This window comes from Gottfriedia luciferensis, assembly GCF_002156865.1.
Classification (GTDB): domain Bacteria; phylum Bacillota; class Bacilli; order Bacillales; family Bacillaceae_G; genus Gottfriedia; species Gottfriedia luciferensis.
The window spans coordinates 61,139-80,370 of the sequence record NZ_NCTA01000023.1; the positions used below are offsets into that span (position 1 = coordinate 61,139).

At 32.0% G+C, this 19,232-nt stretch carries 16 protein-coding genes; 5 read left to right on the top strand and 11 right to left on the bottom strand.

Annotation, left to right across the window (positions count from 1 at the left end; all coding sequences use genetic code 11):
- Window positions 1-8: 8 nt before the first annotated feature.
- Window positions 9-299: a HesB/YadR/YfhF family protein gene (locus tag B7R67_RS14935; protein WP_088071756.1), complete on the top strand. Its 291-nt coding sequence runs from the start codon at window positions 9-11 to the stop codon at window positions 297-299.
- Window positions 300-434: 135 nt separating this feature from the next.
- Here B7R67_RS14935 and B7R67_RS14940 read toward each other — a convergent pair whose 3' ends face one another.
- From B7R67_RS14940 to B7R67_RS14950, 3 genes are all read right to left on the bottom strand, one after another.
- Window positions 435-3,536, bottom strand: coding sequence for an efflux RND transporter permease subunit (locus B7R67_RS14940; protein WP_158095123.1), 3,102 nt, complete (start codon window positions 3,534-3,536; stop codon window positions 435-437).
- Between the two features lie 408 nt (window positions 3,537-3,944).
- Window positions 3,945-5,297 carry a sensor histidine kinase gene (locus B7R67_RS14945; RefSeq protein ID WP_088071760.1) on the bottom strand — a complete coding sequence of 451 codons (1,353 nt, stop codon included), beginning with the start codon at window positions 5,295-5,297 and terminating at the stop codon, window positions 3,945-3,947.
- Window positions 5,294-5,977: a response regulator transcription factor gene (locus tag B7R67_RS14950; protein ID WP_088071762.1), complete on the bottom strand. Its 684-nt coding sequence runs from the start codon at window positions 5,975-5,977 to the stop codon at window positions 5,294-5,296. Before B7R67_RS14950 ends, B7R67_RS14945 begins: the two co-directional genes overlap by 4 nt.
- Window positions 5,978-6,598: 621 nt before the next feature.
- On the opposite strand from B7R67_RS14950, the gene mprF reads away from it, so the two are divergent.
- The 3 genes from mprF to B7R67_RS14965 all read left to right on the top strand — a co-directional run bounded on the left by mprF (window position 6,599) and on the right by B7R67_RS14965 (window position 10,181).
- On the top strand, window positions 6,599-9,121 hold the full coding sequence (gene mprF, locus B7R67_RS14955) for a bifunctional lysylphosphatidylglycerol flippase/synthetase MprF (RefSeq protein ID WP_088071764.1): 2,523 nt from the start codon (window positions 6,599-6,601) through the stop codon (window positions 9,119-9,121).
- A 162-nt stretch (window positions 9,122-9,283) separates the two neighbouring features.
- On the top strand, window positions 9,284-9,733 hold the full coding sequence (locus B7R67_RS14960; RefSeq protein WP_088071766.1) for a MarR family winged helix-turn-helix transcriptional regulator: 450 nt from the start codon (window positions 9,284-9,286) through the stop codon (window positions 9,731-9,733).
- 28 nt (window positions 9,734-9,761) lie between these two features.
- Window positions 9,762-10,181, top strand: coding sequence for an organic hydroperoxide resistance protein (locus tag B7R67_RS14965; RefSeq protein WP_088071768.1), 420 nt, complete (start codon window positions 9,762-9,764; stop codon window positions 10,179-10,181).
- A 66-nt stretch (window positions 10,182-10,247) separates the two neighbouring features.
- On the opposite strand, the gene B7R67_RS14970 is transcribed toward B7R67_RS14965, so the two are convergent.
- The 5 genes from B7R67_RS14970 to B7R67_RS14990 form a co-directional block, all read right to left on the bottom strand.
- The gene (locus tag B7R67_RS14970; protein ID WP_088071770.1) at window positions 10,248-11,012 is read right to left on the bottom strand and encodes an ABC transporter permease; all 765 of its coding nucleotides are present in this window, start codon (window positions 11,010-11,012) and stop codon (window positions 10,248-10,250) included.
- A gap of 12 nt (window positions 11,013-11,024) precedes the next feature.
- Entirely contained in the window at window positions 11,025-11,747 is a 723-nt protein-coding gene (locus tag B7R67_RS14975; protein WP_088071772.1) for a phosphate ABC transporter ATP-binding protein, read from the bottom strand.
- A 152-nt stretch (window positions 11,748-11,899) separates the two neighbouring features.
- A complete protein-coding gene (locus B7R67_RS14980; RefSeq protein WP_088071774.1) occupies window positions 11,900-12,700 on the bottom strand; it encodes an ABC transporter ATP-binding protein in 801 nt (266 codons plus the stop codon).
- Between the two features lie 4 nt (window positions 12,701-12,704).
- Window positions 12,705-13,757 (bottom strand): FecCD family ABC transporter permease, encoded by a 1,053-nt coding sequence (locus B7R67_RS14985; protein ID WP_235822176.1) that lies wholly within the window; start codon window positions 13,755-13,757, stop codon window positions 12,705-12,707.
- On the bottom strand, window positions 13,754-14,755 hold the full coding sequence (locus tag B7R67_RS14990) for a FecCD family ABC transporter permease (protein WP_088071776.1): 1,002 nt from the start codon (window positions 14,753-14,755) through the stop codon (window positions 13,754-13,756). Before B7R67_RS14990 ends, B7R67_RS14985 begins: the two co-directional genes overlap by 4 nt.
- Window positions 14,756-14,925: 170 nt before the next feature.
- On the opposite strand from B7R67_RS14990, the gene B7R67_RS14995 reads away from it, so the two are divergent.
- On the top strand, window positions 14,926-15,885 hold the full coding sequence (locus B7R67_RS14995) for an ABC transporter substrate-binding protein (RefSeq protein ID WP_088071778.1): 960 nt from the start codon (window positions 14,926-14,928) through the stop codon (window positions 15,883-15,885).
- 102 nt (window positions 15,886-15,987) lie between these two features.
- On the opposite strand, the gene B7R67_RS15000 is transcribed toward B7R67_RS14995, so the two are convergent.
- The 3 genes from B7R67_RS15000 to B7R67_RS15010 all read right to left on the bottom strand — a co-directional run bounded on the left by B7R67_RS15000 (window position 15,988) and on the right by B7R67_RS15010 (window position 19,036).
- A complete protein-coding gene (locus B7R67_RS15000) occupies window positions 15,988-16,509 on the bottom strand; it encodes a GNAT family N-acetyltransferase (protein WP_088071780.1) in 522 nt (173 codons plus the stop codon).
- Window positions 16,510-16,734: 225 nt separating this feature from the next.
- Window positions 16,735-17,439 carry a response regulator gene (locus B7R67_RS15005; RefSeq protein WP_088071781.1) on the bottom strand — a complete coding sequence of 235 codons (705 nt, stop codon included), beginning with the start codon at window positions 17,437-17,439 and terminating at the stop codon, window positions 16,735-16,737.
- On the bottom strand, window positions 17,426-19,036 hold the full coding sequence (locus tag B7R67_RS15010) for an ATP-binding protein (protein WP_088071783.1): 1,611 nt from the start codon (window positions 19,034-19,036) through the stop codon (window positions 17,426-17,428). Before B7R67_RS15010 ends, B7R67_RS15005 begins: the two co-directional genes overlap by 14 nt.
- Window positions 19,037-19,232 lie beyond the last annotated feature (196 nt).

Genomic DNA, 19,232 nt, shown 5'->3' on the forward strand with positions numbered 1-19,232 from the left:
CGGTTATGATGAAAATTACAATTACTGAAGATGCAATAAAATGGTTCCAGGATGAGATGAATGTTAAAGATGGAGATACAATCCGTTTTTTCGCACGATATGGTGGAAATAGTACAATTCATAGTGGATATTCATTAGGTGTAACAAAAGAACAACCAATTGAAATAGGAGAGTCCACTACAATAAATAACGTTGTCTACTTTATTAATGAAACTGATTTATGGTACTTTAAAGATTACAATTTAAATGTAATTGTAAATGAACAGAACGAGTTACAATTTGGTTATGAGCCTAAATAAAAAAATGAGCTAAGGTGCTTACGCATCTTTGCTTTTTTTATCTTATTTTTTACCTTGTTCAACGTATTTCTTTATTATATCCTCAAACAAAAAGAAAGAGTGCCCCATAGTTTTTATGGGACACTCTTTCTTAGCTTATTCTTCTCTTTTTTTCTTTCTACTTACTAGTTGATAAATAACTGGAATGATGATTAATGTTAAGAATGTTGATGTTGTTAAACCTCCAATTACAGTTACTGCCAAACCTTTAGAAATTAAGCCAGATGTTGAATTTGAAACAGCCATTGGAACTAAAGCGAGAATAGTTGCTAATGCTGTCATTAGGATTGGACGTAATCTAGTTTTAGAAGCCTCAATTAAAGCATCTGTCACTTCTAATCCATTTTTACGGTTGTGTTCTACACGATCTAATAATACAACTGCATTCGTTACAACAATACCGATTAGCATTAACAGTCCAATCATTGCACTCATAGATAGTGTTTGCTTCCCTATAAATAATGCTAAGAAAGCTCCTACTGGTACAAAGATTAGAGATGTTAGAATAACAAACGGCGTTCTTAGACCACCAAATGTCATACTCATGATTAAGAATACTAATCCAACAGCAACTACCATTGCTATTCCTAAGCTGCTAAATCCATCTGTAATCATATCTAAACCGCCGCCAATTTTCATATCGACGCTTTTTGGTAAATCAATTTTCTTTAAATGAGTTGTTACATCTTTTGTAACAGCTGCTGTGTCTTTCCCTTTTACAATCGCACTTACAGATGCATACATTTTTCCATCATCATGGTTGATTGAAACAGGTGCTTCTTTTTGTGAGATTGTTACATAGTCTTTAATTTCTTTTGGACCTGCTGCAGTCATCATTTTAATTTTTTCAATGTCTTCTTTTGAATTTGCCTTATCTTTATAACCTACAGTCAGTTTGTTTGTTGCTCCGTTTAAATCGTAATCACCGATTTCAATATCGTTTATTTTCTCGTTAATTGCTCCCATTACTTGGAACATTGTAATATTTTCTTCTCTAGCTTTATCGTTTAATGTAATTTCATATTTCGGTTGAACATCTTTTAAGTTATTCGAAACATTTTTCAAACGATTATCATTATTTAATTCTTTCTCAATTTTTGATGCTGCTTCCTTTAAATCATTAAAGTTAGAAGAATATAAATTTACATCAATATTGTTTCCTGTTGGAGGACCATTTTGAGAAAGTTCTTTTGCTGTGATTGTTGTACCTTTTACTTTCGCATCAACAATAGAAGGAACTTCTTTATTGATTTTTGAAAGTTCTTTATCCATGTTATTTCCATTTTTTAAATTGATTTGGAAGATTGCTTTATTTTTACCACCGTCCATATTCATGATAAAGTCACGTTTACCACCAACAGTAGCTTGTACACTGTCGATTAAATCTGAATCAGCAAAGTATTTTTCTAACTCTTTTGCAACTAAATTAGATTGATCCACTGTACTATTTGATGGAAGCGTTGCTGTAACTTGAAGTGTTTTATTTACACTACCAGGTAAGAATGAGAAACCTAATAATGGAATCATCGATAATGATCCAGCTAATAAAACAATTGATAATACTAAAACAATCCATTTACGTTTTAATGCAGAACGAAGTAACTTTTCGTAATTTCTCATAAAGCGAGTATCATTACTATGCTCTTTTAATGGTTTCGATAAGAATTTTGCACCTAATGTTGGAATTAAAATAATCGCAACGATTAGTGAAGTTAAGATTGAAACTACAACTGAAATTGCAAACGGTCTAAAGAACTCTCCAATAATACCACTAACAAATGCTAACGGTAAAAATACTACGACTGTTGCAAATGTAGAAGATGCGATTGCTCCAATAACTTCTTTTGTAGCATATAAAGCCAATTCTTTTTTCTGGTATTGATTAGCTTTTTGCTGTCTCCATCTGTATATATTTTCAATTACAACAATACTATCATCAACGATTCGTCCAATTGCGACAACTAGACCACCTAAAGTCATGATGTTTAGTGTATAACCTAGTGAATTTAAGACAGAAATTGTTGCAAAAATAGAGATTGGTAAAGATAAAATTGAGATTAAAGTCGCTCTAATGTTTCTTAAGAATAACAGAATAACAACTACTGTAAATAATGCTCCTAATAATCCTTCTTTAATTAAAGAACTAACGGATTTCTCAATTTCTTTACCGTTATCCATAATGACATGAGTTTCTACATTATGATCCTTTTTAAATGCTTTAATTTCTTTTTTAACATCTGTTACTACATCCGCTGTATTTGAATCCTGTGTTTGAGAAACAGATAAAATATAACTTTCTTTTCCATTGTATCTAGAAATTTGATCCTGAACTGAAACGACTTTTACATCTGCAATATCAGCAACAGTAACATTTTTGGGTTTTACAATTTGAGCTTGCCCTGCACCTTTACCTAGTTGTCCGCCTCCAGTCATAGCACCCATTTGAGAACTTTGTGTAGCTGCACTAGATAGAACCGTTTTTTTAATTTGATCGATAGAATTTAAACTACCTTTCATTCGTACAGAAACCGTTTTCCCATTATTCTCTACCGATCCTAATGGAACTGCGTAATCTTGGCCTTGAATGGCTGTTTTAATTGTATCTAAAGAAATTCCTTTTTCTTCTGCTTTTTTATTATCTACAACGATTTGAATTTCTTCTTCTTTTGTACCTGAAAGACTAGCATCACTTACACCAGTTACTTTTTTAATTTGAGGTAGTAAATCATTTTCAATTGCTTGCTGTAAGTCTTTTACTTGACCATTATTCGCAATTGCCACCTGATAAATTGGTGCTGAGTCCATTGCAATTCGTTGAACTGTTGCCTCTGCTTTATCAGGTAGTTTTGTTTTATTGATTACATTGTCAACATCCTTTTCAATTTTATCCATATCCGTTCCAAAAGGATAAATTAGAAAAATTGATGCCATATTTTCGCTAGAAGTACTTGTTAACTGATCATAGTTTTCAAGCTTCATTAAACCAGATTCGATTGGTTTTGTAACTTCGGATTCGATATCCTCAGATGATGCACCAGGATATACTACCTGAACTGCAACTGCTGGAAATGAAACATCAGGAAATGTTTCAATTTGTATTTTTTGGGCAGAATAAATTCCCCCTATTAAAACAAGAACACTTAGTATAATTACAGATATCGTGTTCTTTAAACTTAATTTCGTTAAGCCTGCAAACATATTTTCTCTCTTTCTCCTTTCCATTGTTCCATAACTAACATGTAAATATCTTATCAAAACTTTATGAACAGAATATGAACTATTAAGAACATTATTTGACGATTTTAAAATCTATTTTTTTCTGTTAGAAAAGAGGGTTGATTTCCGTTTTAAGAGCAGGAACAAGGTACTGCAGGATCAAGGAAAGACATTAAATGAATTTAGAGATAACATGGATTTCTTCTAAGTAATTCCTATCTTATGCTTTTTCCGTCTTTCCTTTTCCTGCTCTTTCCTGCTCTTTTAAGTCTCGCACCTTCCACTCCAATCAAAGTCTTTATATAATCTAAACTTTAAAGCTTATAAAATCATTTTCGAAAATGCCTTTTGTAAAATATCGACAAATTACATTAACAAAGCATAAGTATTTTAAAAGGTCTTTGGTAAGTTTACCTTAAAGCTTGTCCCTTCTCCTACTGAACTTTGAACTTCAATCTTTCCATTATGCATTTCTACTATTTTTTGAACAATCGAAAGTCCAAGTCCTGTTCCTTTATTCTTTCTAGAACGGTCTGCTTGGTAAAAACGTTCAAAAATCCGATCGATATCATCCTGATTTATCCCTAATCCGTTATCGCTAACAATAATTTGAGTCGATTGTTTCGTCTCGAGAATATCAACTTGAATCGTTCCATTACAATTTGAGAACTTAATTGCATTTTGAAGTAAATTGATCCACACTTGTTCAAGTAGTATTCGGTCTGCCAAAATTTCAGACTGAGGCAAATTTAAAACTAGTTGAAGCTTTTTACTTTCCCAATGTGGCTCTAATGCTAAAATTATTTTTCGGATTTGTTCATCTAATTTATAGAGAGATGGTTGAAATGGGTGTTGTTCAGAATCTAGTGATGCTAACTTCAAAAGTCTTTCACTCATAATAGAGAGTCGATCACTTTCATCCTCTATAATTGATAAATAATGATCCCGTTTCTCATCGTTTAATTGCTTGTTTCGTAGAACTTTTGCAAAACCTTTTATAGATGTTAACGGAGATTGAATTTCATGTGAAACATTTGAAACAAATTCACTTCTCATCTCTTCCAGATTGTTTAACTTATTCGTCATCACATTAAAATTTGAAGCAAGTAAACCAATTTCATCTTTACGATTAATCGTAACTTGAACATCATAATTACCTTTAGCCAATTCTTTCGTAGCTAGAATTAGTTCCTTTACAGGTTTTACTAAAAGCTTTGCAACAAACAAAAATGTCACCGATCCAATTATTAAAGTTGTTAATAAACTAAAAAATAAAAAGCGACGCATTTTAAAGAATCCTCTATCAATGTTTGGTTGAATAAACAAAGCATATTTCTGCCCATCTTTTTCAAAAGGTAAGCCTACAAGATAAGGATTATGTCCTGATACGTGTTTATCAGGATTTATTTGATTGCTATTTTGGTTCAATACTTTTAACACTTGAGCTTTTTTTAAGTTCTTCTTAATTGGTGCTGTATTTTTCAAATTGATTTTTCCCGATTCATTATATAGCGTTAGATTATAATTTTTACTGATTATTTTTAAAGTCGTATCTACTTCTTTTTGGTTGTTTTGGTTTGAGTAAATGGAAATAAAATTTTCTCCTACATCTTTTAAGTCAGTTTGGACTTCTGTTTCTACATGTATCATAAAGTATTTAGAAGCTATAAAAAAAGTAAAGACCAAACTCAACAAAATGACGGATATAAAAATTAAAACCAGTCTTGTGTACATACTTTTCATGTATGAATTTCCTCTAATTTATAACCTAGTCCTCTTACTGTAACGATTTCAACTTTAGCCATTAATTCTCTCAGTCGTTCTCGAACTCTTTTTATGTGCACATCGACTGTTCGTTCATCACCTTCATAATCGAGACCCCAAATCTGTTCAATTAAATCATTTCTTGTAAAGATTCTTCCAGCTTGACTAGCAAGTTTAAATAATAATTCAAACTCCTTTAATGGAAGCGTAATCGATTGATTGCTAACCGAAATTTCGTATTTAATTTGATTAATCGATAGATTACCGACAACAATATTTTTATCTGTTAGTAATTGAAATCTTCTTAGAAGAGCTTTTACGCGGGCCACTATTTCTAAAGGGTCAAAAGGTTTTACAACATAATCATCTACGCCAAGATCAAACCCTTTTAATTTATCTTGTGATTCTCCTTTTGCGGTAACCATTAAAACCGGAATATCGTAATATTTTTTCAATTCTTTCGTAAGTTCATATCCATCTACTTCAGGCATCATCACATCAACAACTACAATTTGAATATTATTGCTTTCAAGTGCTAGTAAAGCTTCTGCTCCATTTTCAGCTTCTATAACTGTATAACCTTCAGCAATTAAAAAAATAGATATTAACTCTCGAATATGAGCGTCATCGTCAACAACTAATACTTTTACATGATTCAAAAAAGTCACCTACTTACTTTAGCAAAATAATTATGTTCTATTATATAAGTTCATTATGAACTAAATATGAATTGAGAAGTCAAGAGCAGGATCTAGGAAAGGCAGGATAGGAGAGAGAAAAGATATTAAAAGAATTTGGAGATTTTATAAATTTCCTACAAGTAATTTCTTTCCCATATGCTCTTCCTGCTTTTCCTGCTCTCCCTGCTCTTCCAGTCTCCCACCTTCCACTCCAATCAATGTCTTAAAATAATCTAATCTATACAATTAAACTCTATACTAACTTTTTGATTAACTCTTTTTTTTAAAATTACAAAAAAAAAGAATGGCAAATTAGCCATTCTCATTGGGGAGTTGAAAAAAGTATTATCGTTATACTTTTATTGTCGGCGAAAAATTGAGGTTATTTAGAAAAAAGTTAAAAACAGGGAGGAATAGATTAAAAAGGACTACCTACTATAGTAAAGAGGTGATCATTACTTCTTAAACCTGTTTCTATTTCCTTATAATTTTAATACGTGAGTTCATATTCTTCTTGTTAAATAGTGGAATAATATGGAATACTAAAAGTTAAAGATATATTTTTTCATTTGAGTTAAATATTAACTTCAGGAGTGTCTTATGAATAAGATCCAGATTAGTAAAGTAGGTTTATTTAAACTATTTTTCATTTCAATATTACTTGTAGCATTCATTTTTGTTGGAAAAAACGTACTTCTTAACTTCGACTTTAATATGTTCTTTACCTATATGGAGTCTCTTACACTACTTCAATATTTTTTGATTTTTGCGTTAGGTATTATAGCCGTTTCTCCAATGATTTTATATGACTTTGTACTCGTTAGACTATTAAAATTAGATTTTAGTTTTCGAAAAATATTAATGGTCGCTTGGCTTGCGAATACGACCTCAAACTTAATAGGACTCGGTGGTGTAGCCGGAACAACTATAAGAACATTATTTTATCGAAAAGACCGTTCAGCACCTGAAATTGTGAAAGCAGTTAGTAGTGTAACAATTTTTCTACTATCTGGCTTATCGATCCTAAGCTTATTACTTTTTACAGGACTATTCGATTTATCTTTTTTAAATGAATATAAGTACTTGTATATTGCAATCATTATCGCTATTTGTTATTTCCCAATCATGTTTTTACTTGTTTATTTAAAACGTAATTTTTTTGCAGAAGATTTTTCTGCTAAATTTATGCTTTCATTAGTCATCATTTCGTTGTTTGAATGGACTTTTATTCTATTATTCATTTACTTCATTTGTTTATTTTTACATGTTAATATCTCACTATTAGAGGTACTTCCTGTATTTTTAGTAGCATCTGTTGCAGCACTGATTAGTATGATTCCTGGTGGATTAGGTTCATTTGATTTTATTTTCCTGCTAGGTTTTACTTATTTTGGTATTGAAAAAGAAACGACACTTCTTGTTTTATTAATCTATCGATTTAGCTATTTCTTTTTCCCGTTTGCCTGTGGCATAGTATTAGCTTTAAAATTGCTGTGGAATAAAATAAATAATTCATTTAATAATATTCCAAATCAAATATCTAGCTATTTAGGGCATAAAGTTTTAACAATATTAATCTTTATTTCAGGCGTAATTTTATTAGTTTCGGCTGCAGTGCCAAGTATGCTATTAAGAATTAGTTTATTAAAAATTATATTACCTTCAAGCATCATTGATATTTCGCATATAATTTCTGTCACTGCTGGTTTTACCCTATTAGGACTCTCACGTGGAATCGATTATAAAGTAAAAAGAGCATGGTATATTACATTATTTATGTTAATTCTTGGTGCTGTAACGACCTATTCAAAAGGTTTAGATTACGAAGAGGCACTCTTTGTTTTAGCCGTTGCATTTGTATTATTTATCTCTAAAAATAAATTTTATAGAGAAAGCTTCGTTCTAACTTGGGGGAAACTGATAATTGATAATTTTATCTTAATTTTCTTTTTAGGTAGCTATTTATTTATTGCCTATGTTAATCTCCCTACAACAAATGTAAGGATTCCTGCCAAGTATTTACCGTATATACTTGTAAACTCAAGAGATATTGTTGTTAGTGCTGTTCTTGGTTTTGCAGCAGCTTTACTATTCTTTTATATTGCATTTTTTAAAGTTAAAGTAAAACAATTTGAATTTATTAATACTAAAAATGAAGAAGAAAAAATTAGAGAGCATTTGAAACACTATGGGGGCACTGAACTTTCCCATTTAATTTTTTTACACGATAAATACTTATTTTGGGCACAAAATGACACAGTGTTGTTTATTTTCCAGCCTTATGCTGACAAATTAGTTATTTTAGGTGATCCAATTGGTGATCAGTCTCGTATCTATCCTGCAATAGAGGAGTTATTAAATTATGCAGATCGATATGGTTACACACTTGTCTTTTATCAAGTTAACTCAAATTCATTAGCCTATTTACATGAGAACGGATTTGATTTCTTTAAACTTGGTGAAGAAGGCTTTGCAAATATTTCTACATTCTCTCTTTCTGGGAAAAAGAATAAAGGAATTAGGGCGCTATACAATAAATTTGAAAGAGAAGAATATGGTTTCGAAATAATTGAACCACCTTTCTCAGATGAATTTTTTAAACAATTAAAAGATTTGTCATCTGAATGGCTTAATGGTCGTAAAGAAAAAGGCTTTTCACTCGGTTATTTTGATGAAGATTACATCAAATTAGCCCCTGTCGCTATTATTAAAAATGCACAAAATGAAATGATTGCTTTTGCTTCAATTATGCCAAGCTATAATGACCATACAATTTCGATTGATTTAATGCGACATAAGACAGATGCACCAAAAGGAATTATGGATTTTATGTTTATAAACTTAATTGAATGGTTTAGAGCGAAAGATTTTCAATACTTTAACGTCGGTATGACCCCATTAGCAAATGTAGGTCTATCTAAATATTCATTTACGAGCGAGAAAATCGCCGCTCAAATTTATCAATACGGACAATTTTTATATCATTTTCAAGGTTTAAGAAGCTTTAAAGAAAAATACGTTAATTCTTGGACCCCTAAGTTTCTTGCATATCACAAAAAAACTTCACTTCCGATTACCATGTTGCAAATAACAACATTAATATCTAAATCTAGAAAAACTTAATCATAAAGCTAGTTAATGTATTAATACATTAGCTAGCTTTTTTTGTTCAAAATAATCTAAGTAAGATAAAAATAAATATTGGTACTTGCAAAATTATGCTTTTTCAATTATGATTGTGTCATATTAAATTGTGCACAATTTATATGTAAGGATGTTGATCAAATGAATAAAGAAAATCAGCTTTTACTTGAAAACCAGTTATGCTTTTCAATTTATGCTTGCTCTCGTGAAATAACAAAGCTATATCGCCCAATGTTAGATGAGATTGGAATTACTTATCCACAATATCTTACATTGCTTGTGCTATGGGAAAAAGACCATCAAACGGTTAAAGAACTTGGAGAAACTCTTTTTCTAGACTCTGGTACCCTCACACCAATGCTAAAGCGTATGGAATCTTTTGGATTAATTATCCGTAAACGTGATGTAAATGATGAGCGAAAAGTATTTATCCAGTTAACTGATGAAGGAAAAGACTTAAAAGAAAAAGCTTATTGTATACCTGAAAAATTCTTTAAGGAAAGTAATACTTCACAAGAAGAATTTTTAACTTTATTAAATCAAACGAAAACTCTATTGAATAAAATTCAATCTGCCAATGGACAGAAATAAAAACTAAAAAAATTAAGGAGAGATTATTATGGAGAATTTATATACTGCTACAGCAACTGCAACTGGTGGGCGTGACGGAAGAGTTATTTCATCTGATGATTTTATTAACTTAGCACTTAAACCACCGGTAGAATTAGGAGGACCAGGTGGAGCTACAAATCCTGAGCAACTTTTTGCTGCTGGATATTCAGCATGCTTTGACAGTGCATTAAACTTAGTAGCACGCCAACGAAAAATTAAATTAGAATCTACTTCAGTAACTGCAAACATTACAATAGGAAAAGACCCTGCTGATGGTGGATTTAAACTAGCCGCTCAACTTGATGTAAAAGTAAAAGGGGTTCCAACAGAAGTAGCTGTAGAACTTGTAAAAGCAGCGCATGGTGTTTGCCCTTACTCTAAAGCAACAAGAGGAAACATGGACGTGAAATTAAGAGTGCAGGAATAAACGAAAATAGTGGAACGATGGGAATGGGAAAAGTTCATGAAGGCTTTTCCCTATGCCCTGTCCACCTTAAATTTCCTCTATAAGAGAGTCATCGATTGTGAAGAATTTTCGATAGGATAAAAGTGTTGAGCAAAATACGCTTATTGCGATTGAACCAATTAGTATACATTCAATTAATAATTGATATTTAATCGCATATAAGGGACTGATTCCAGCAAAAATCATTCCTGTCATTGATCCTGGTAAAGTAACAATCCCTACTGTTTTAGCCCGATCAATTGAAGGTATTAATGCAGCTTTAATTGAGTTTTTTATTACGTTATTTGAAGCCTGCTTAGTTGTGGCACCTAGGCATAGAGCTGCTTCAATTTGATTTTTATTCGCTTTAATTTCCGCTCTTAGTCTTGTTAGTGCTAAACTATTCGCATTCATTGATGTACTAATAATCATACTCGATATAGGTATCACATATTGTGCTTTTAAAGCAATTTGATTTGCTACTAGTACTACTCCTAACGAGATTGCAACTCCAAGTAATATACTGATGAACGAGATAAAAAATACGCCATCTATCTCTTTAGATCGTTTACTCGATGTGTATGCACCAAATAAAATCATACAAAATAAAATAATGATTACAATTAAAAAATGTTCAATCCGAAGCACATATTCAAGTACATACCCCATGATCATTAATTGGATAACAGTTCTTACGGAAGAAACACCGATGTCTTTTTCAACACCAAGTTTTTGATAATACGATAATGCAATTGCGATAATAATTAATAAAAATGTTAGAGATACCCCTGTAATGTGTAGATTACCTTCCATAAGTCCACCCTCTTATGCAATCGTAGAAAGAAAATTTCTTCCCAATTCAGTTCTTGGATTGTTAAAAAAATCATTAACTGCGCTTACTTCTACTAGCTTCCCATCTATTAACAGTCCGACTCGGTCAGCTATTTGTTGTACTAAATCCATATTGTGAGTAACAAGTAGGATCGTCATTTTTTCTTCCTTTTTTAAAGTCAAAAGGAGATTTTGAATATGAAGTGTAGATTGCGGGTCCAATGAAGATGTTATTTCATCACATAATAAAATACTTGGTTTCATCGCAATTGATCGAGCGATTGATACTCTTTGTTGTTGTCCTACTGAAAGGGATGAGGAATTACGTAAAAGTAAGTTCGATTCAAGTCCCACTTTTTCTAATAAGGATATCGCTAGTTTCCTAGATTCTGTTTTATTAAAGTCACTATTTAATTTTGCTCCAAATAAAATATTATCTTCCACAGTTCCCTCAAATAAAGATGGTGTTTGCAAGATCATGACCGCATTTTTACGTAAATTTTGTGGTGTCATTAAATAAATTGACTGACCATTTAAATAAATTTCACCACTATTAATTGGCTGTAATCGATTTAAAGTTCGAAGTAAGGTTGATTTACCTGCCCCTGAAGTACCTATGATACAAAAAATTTCACTTTCTTTTGTTTGGAAAGATATGTTTTCTAGTATGTTATTGCCAAGAACACTTGCACTAATGTTGTTAATCGACAAACTCATTTATCTCACTCCATTTAATGAAAAAGTGCCCTACTAAATTAGGACACTTCAAACTGGTGACAAACGCTCGCTTTCAATCAGTCTGAGTATCTGATTTATGGGACTTTGTCTACACACTGACGTGCACTATAAAAGGCACTTATGATTTTATTTTAAATTATTTTTCTACCTCGTCCATGGGGTATGCAAAGTGGTGTTCCAAATAATGGGTCCTTCACTATATCACAATTCATACAAAATACATCACAGATTAAATCTTGATTAATAATTTTCTCGGGGTCACCTTCAGCATAAACTTCACCATTTGAAATCGCAACAACATTATGAGCATACCTACACGCTAAGTTAATATCATGTAGTACCATAACAATTGTACGTTGCTCTTTTTCATTTAATTCATAAAGTAAATCTAAGATTTCAATTTGATGTGTTAAATCTAAATAGGTCGTTGGTTCATCTAGTAAAATTGTATCCGTATCTTGTGCAAGCGTCATAGCGATCCATGCACGTTGACGTTGTCCTCCAGATAACGAATCGACCAATTGAGCTTTCAATTCATACATATTTGTTACTTTTAAGGCGTGGTTTACTTTTTCTTCATCCTCTTTAGACCATTGTTTTAACCATGTTTGGTATGGATATCTTCCCTGTTTTACTAATTGAAAAACGGTTAATCCTTCAGGTGCAATAGGACTTTGAGGTAAGATTGAAAGATTGCGTGCAATTTCTTTCGTAGGTCGCTTACTTATTTCATATCCATCAAGCAAAATTGTCCCACTTGTCGGTTGAAGTAATCTAGCAAGTGATCGTAACAAAGTAGACTTGCCACAACCATTTGCTCCAATCAAAACAGTAATTTTTCCTTTAGGAACTTGAAAATTCAATTCATTGATGATCGTTCGATCATCATATGATAACGTTAGTTTTTCTGTTTCTATTGCACTTTTTGACATCTTATCACCTTTTTCCAGACTTGAATAATAAATAAATAAAATACGGTGCACCAATTACTGCGGTAAAAACTCCAGCAGGAATTTGAATCGGATTAAATACAGTTCTTCCAATTGTATCTGCAACTAATACCATTACAGCACCTATGATTCCAGACAATGGAATTAAAGCTCCATAAGAAGCACCCACCATTTTACGAGCAATATGAGGTGCAATTAGGCCAACAAATGCAATTGCTCCGGCAAATGCAACTGCCCCTGCAACAAGTGCTGTACTAATAAATAATAAAATTAATCGATTTTTTTCTACTTGAACACCTAAGCTTGTAGATACTTCATCCCCAAGTTGTTGTGTATTTAAATGTCTACTAAAGAGAAGCGCTAACAAAATAAAAACAGTTGTCCAAATCGTACTAATTTTTACTTGTTCCCAATTTGCTCCATAAACACTACCAGTTAACCACATATTCGCTTCAGTAGCTCTAAAAATAGGACCAATCAACATAAAAAATGAAGTTGTTGCTTGTGCTAATGCCGAAAATCCAACACCAACTAACACTAATCTTAGTGGCCTTAATTCTCCATCTTTATATGCAAATGAATAGACAAAAATTAAACTGATGATCGCACCAATAAATGCGGCTAAAGGTAGCCATTTAATACTAATGATTAATTGATTCGTGCGATTGTCACTAAAAATTGCTAAAAACAATACAACAGCTGTTCCTGCTCCTCCTGTGATTCCTAAAATATCCGGAGATGCAAGCGGATTTCTTACTAAACCTTGAAGAATCGAACCTGCAATTGCTAATGAAATTCCAGCGAATATCGCTATGATTATACGAGGCATTCGGAAGGCTTGAACAAATAATTCGTCTATCTTTTCGCCTTCACCAAATATAACGGATAATACTTTAGGAATTGAGATATAGCGGTCGCCGAGCGTTAAGCTTACCAAAAATGAACTGATTAGTAGAAGGCATGCAATAAGTAAAACGTAAATGGACTGTTTATTAAATAAGATTGAAAAAAACTTGTTACGTACTTTCATCATGTTCATTTTACTGTTCCGCCTTTTCTAGCTAAATAAATAAAAAATGGAGCTCCAATGACTGCAGTCATTATCCCTACAGGTGTCTCCTCAGGCATTAGTAAATAACGCGCCCCTACATCAGCTAATAAAAGTAAAATTGCCCCGAAAATCCCACAAAGTGGAATCATCCAGCGATAATCATTTTTCACAAACATTCTAACAATTTGTGGGACGATAATCCCTACTAAGCCGATTGGTCCGGCAATGCTTACAGCGCCGCCAGCTAAAATGATTACTAAAATAACTAATGTAACTTTTAATAAAACAGTGTTTTGACCTAAGGCTCTTGATAGATCATCTCCAAGCATAAAGGTATTAATCTTTCCACCTATTACAAGGGAAATCCCCCAAGCAATGAGAATGTATGGAAGCACCATTTCTAAAGAATCAAGTGATCTTCCTTGAACTGATCCTGCTAGCCAAAAAAGTACTTTATCTAAGGCTACTTCATTTGTGACAAGTAACCCTTGAGTAATTGAACTAAACATTGCTGCTATAGAAACTCCAGCTAATGTAATTTTTAATGGTGTGGCACCATCTTTTCCAATTGAACTTAACCCAAATACTAATATTGCTGATAAAGTAGCTCCTAAAAATGAAAGCCAGATTGTAGCTGCCGGTGATTGAATGTGGAAAAATGTTGTTGTAAGCACAATTAACATTGAAGCCCCAGCATTTATCCCTAAAACACTTGGGGATGCTAAAGGATTTTTTGTTAAAACTTGCATAAATAAACCAGCAATAGCAAGACTCGCCCCTACTACTGATGCAATAATTGCTCTTGGAATGCGGACATTTTGAATAATTAATTGTTCATTCGAACCATTGAAATCGGTAAAGGAATGGATTAAGCCTGAAAAACTAGTATTTGTATAGCCTAGTAAAATACTAGAGAAAAAACAAACTACAAATACAAAAATACAAGCTATTAAAACGAAAATTTTTGATCGAAGATGAATAAACATTTTACTTCTCCTAAATATTCTATTCTCTCATACAAGTCTAAATGATATTAATTATCAAGTCAATGAGAATGATTTTCATTTTTATTATTGACTTCTAATAAAATCTTAATCTATAATACGATTTGTCGACAATAGTGAAAATGATTATCAATTAAAGAGGAGACCATTCTATGAAAAAATTAAAATTTTCATCATTAATTGCACTTTTCATCGCTGCAATTATGGTATTAGGTGCATGTGGCACTAAAAAATCAGACGAGGCTTCTGGTAATGAAAGTAAAAAATCAAATACGATCTCAATTGATCATGCTATGGGTACGACTAAAGTTCCAGCTAATCCAAAAAGGGTCGTTATTTTAACGAATGAAGGTACTGAAGCTTTATTAGCACTAGGTGTGAAACCAGTTGGTGCAGTTAAATCATGGACGGGTAATCCTTGGTATGATCATATTGCTAAAGATATGAAGGGTGTTGAAGTTGTAGGTTTAGAAAGTGAAGTGAATCTTGAGAAGATCGCTGGACTAAAACCTGACTTAATAATCGGTAATAAGATGCGCCAAGAAAAAGTTTATGAACAATTAAGTGCAATTGCACCTACAGTTTTCGCTGAAACATTACGTGGTGACTGGCAAGAGAATTTCAAATTTTATGCTAAAGTATTAAATAAAGAAGAACAAGGAAATAAAATATTAGCCGATTATACAAAACGTGTTGATGAATTAAAAGCAACACTTGGCGATAAAGTAAATCAAAAAATTTCAATCGTACGATTCATGGGTTCTGATGTACGAATTTACCATCAAGATACATTTTCTGGCGTTATTCTTAAACAACTAGGCTTCCAACGTCCTGAAGAACAAAATGCTAATGACTTTGCTGAAAAAGGTGTAACAAAAGAAAGAATTCCAGTAATGGACGGGGATTATCTATTCTATTTTACATACGATGATGGAAAAGAGTCTGGTTCTCAGCTTGAAAAAGAATTTACTGAAGATCCAATATTTAAAAAGTTAAACGCTTCTAAAAAAGGACATGTAATGAAAGTAGATGACACAATTTGGAATACTGCTGGTGGAATCAAAGCAGCGTATTTGATGTTAGATGACATTGAAAAGATTTTCACTAAATAATAATTAGTAAAAAAGGGATACCTGCTTGCCATTGTTAAGATGACAATTGTAGGTATCCCTTTTGACGGTTAAGATTTTGATAATATCGTTCTTATCTGCTCTCTACACTAATAATTGTTCATTTAGTGTAAGCATCATATGTTCTTGGTCCCAATATTTATCATTAAACTTTAAACTGTTTGGTGTTTTCGCAAATGTTTTGAATCCAAATTTTTCATATAATTTTTTTGCTGATCCATTACCTTCTATAATATTTAATGAAATTTGTTCGAGTCCAATACTTTTTGCTAAGTGAATTGCTTCTTCAATTAGTAAAAAACCTGCTCCCAAATTACGAGCTTTTGAAGAAACGTAAACCGATTCTATTTTTCCTTTATGCTCTGCTTTAACTTTTTCAAATGTTTTTAAAGTTGCAACTCCAATTAATTCTCCATTGTCAGTAAATGCACCGATTGTATAGTTTTTATCTTTATCTAATATTTCTGCTTTGTATTCAATAGGGTCATCTTGATCAAGTATTTCATCCATTGTCGTACTAAAGACTTCAGGATTTTCTTTTAAACCTTCTAGACGAATATTAAGATAGATTGCTGCATCTTCCTTAGTTAATAAGCGGATTTTCATGTTCTATCCCTCCGTATTTGTTGCAAAGCTTATTTTATAGAACAAATGCCTATTTTTCAACGTTTCCAATGTTTCTATCATTTTGAATTACGAATGTCACAAATTTGTAAAATCATAAAAAAACGCTTGTTTACCAAGCGTTTAGATCGTTTTTTATTCAGTCTTATTTACCTACTCTGTTACAGAATTGTTAGGTTTGTCATATATGTTTTTAGTAAAATTTACTTAGTTCTTTATTAAATAAACTCTTTCTGGTCTTCCAATCGTTCCATATGATAAATCAGCTGATACTTTTCCTTCCGAAACTAAATATTCTAGATATCTACGTGCAGTAGTTCGACTTACTCCGATTTCTAGTCCTATATTTTCAGCAGTCATACCACTTTGTACTTCCTTTATTGCCAATAATACTTTATCCAAAGTAAGTCGATCGATTCCTTTTGGATACATACTATGCTCTTCTATCATACTATTATTTTTTCCTATTAAACCATCAATTTCATCCTGCGTGATATAAGCACTTTTGGATTGTAGGCTTTTCACTTTATTTGAAAAATTAGCATATCGAATGAGAGATTTTTTAAATCGATCAAAAATGACTGGCTTAATAATAAAATCAAAAACACCGTTATTCAGAGCTTGGTTTACTGAATCTATTTCTTTTGAAGCTGTAATCATTATAATGTCCGCCATAATTGAATTCTTTTTAATCCATTTTAAAAAGTCCAAACCATTCATATCTGGAAAATATACATCTAGTAGTACTAATTGTGGTTTCAATATTTCAATTAAATCGACTGCTTCTTGATAATTTGTTGCTATTCCAATTACACTAAAGCCTTCTATTCTTTCGATGAATCGTTGATGTATCTCAGCAATTCTATTATCATCTTCAACAATTAACACTTCTATTAAACTATTGTTCACCATTTCTGTCACTCCCTTTTAGATGTTTTGGAATGGCAACAACAAAGGTAGTTCCTCCATTTTCATTTGAATGAAATGTGATTTGACCATTTAATTTATGGAGTAATCTTTGAACTAAGTGTAGTCCAATCCCAGAATTTTTAGCTTGCTTTTTAGTCGTAAATCCGTATTGAAAAATCTCCTCGATTAATTCTTCAGGAATACCATTGGCGTTATCTTCAACCTCTATCACTAAATCCTCGCCTAAATCAGTAAGAAATAAAGAAACGACCTTTTCAGACTTACTCGTTTCTAACACAGCATCAAATGCATTATTTAATAAATTCCCGATGATCGTAATTAAGTCTTCCCGATTTATATCATTTGGTACGTTTGCAAAACTACTATTATAATCAATATTAAAATCTACTTTTAATTCATTTGCTAAACTAATTTTACCTAGTAAAAGCCCAGCAACAACTGGATCTGAGATTTCCTCCATTATAAACTGGATAATATTTTGAGTTAGATTAGACTCTTTGGAAATTAAATCAATCGCTTCTTGATAAGATTCAAGCTGAATCAAACCTAAAATCGTATGTAATTTATTTGAATACTCATGCGACTGAGCTCTTAATCCCTCAGAGTATGCTTTGATTTGCGATAATTCATTTAGTAATTTATTTAATTCTGATTTTTCCCTAAAGGTTGTCACTGCACCTACGATTTTAGAATCTATTCCAAGAATCGGTATGCAATTGATAATGACAACTTTCTCATTGATTAGAAATTCTAAATCATAAATTGGTCTACCAGTTTCAACAACTTCTTTTAATTGAGAATTATGTAATACATCCTCGATTTTTAAACCTCTCAGTTTAATAAAATTAGGTATCGAAAGAACTTTATGAGCATTTTCATTTACAACCGTAATTTCTCCGTATTCATCAATCGCAATAATTCCTTCATGAATTGATTCCAAAATTGCATGTTTTTCTTTGTACATTCGTCCAATTTCTTTCGGTTCCAATCCAAAAATGGATTTTTTTATATTAAATGAAATGAAAAAAGCTGCTGCTATTCCGAGTCCTAGTATCATTAAACTATTTTTTAATAGTTTTTTATGAAAAGTATTAGCCTCTTGTTCAATATCTTCTATTAAATAGCCTACCGAAACTACACCAATTACATTGCCTTTAGTATCAAAAATAGGTGATTTACCTCTTAAAGAAGGACCAAGCGTGCCAGTAGATTCAGATACAATTTCCTGCCCTTTTAGGACTGTTAGATTATCTCCACCAACCATTTTTTTGCCAATAAGAGTCGGATTAGGGTGTGAGTAACGTACTTCATTTTTATTACCTACAACAATAAATTCTGCTCCAACTTTTTTTCGTATTTTTTCAACAATCGGCTGAATGACTAGTGAAGGGTTTTTACTGGAAAATGCTTCCCGAACTTCGGGGATATTTGCTACTGTTTGAGAAATTGCTAAAGCTTTTAATCCCTTTTCATGTTTTAAATTCTTTTGCAGCATTTCTTGAGATACTAACTCAAAAACACCACTAATAAGTAGGATCAGAACTGATATAAAAATAATTAGCTTATAATGTAACCGCATAAAATTTCTCCTTATATTTTTATAATAATCAAAAAACTCCTTTTGTTAAAGGAGTTTTCACGCTGTTGAAAAATATTCTTGTCAAATAATTACCAAATTTTCATAAAGGAAGTTGAGTGATGTTCATTTCCACTACAGTATGCTCGCTTTCCATGGGGCGAAACCTGAGCCTCCTCGGCAAGCCTGCGGGGTCTCA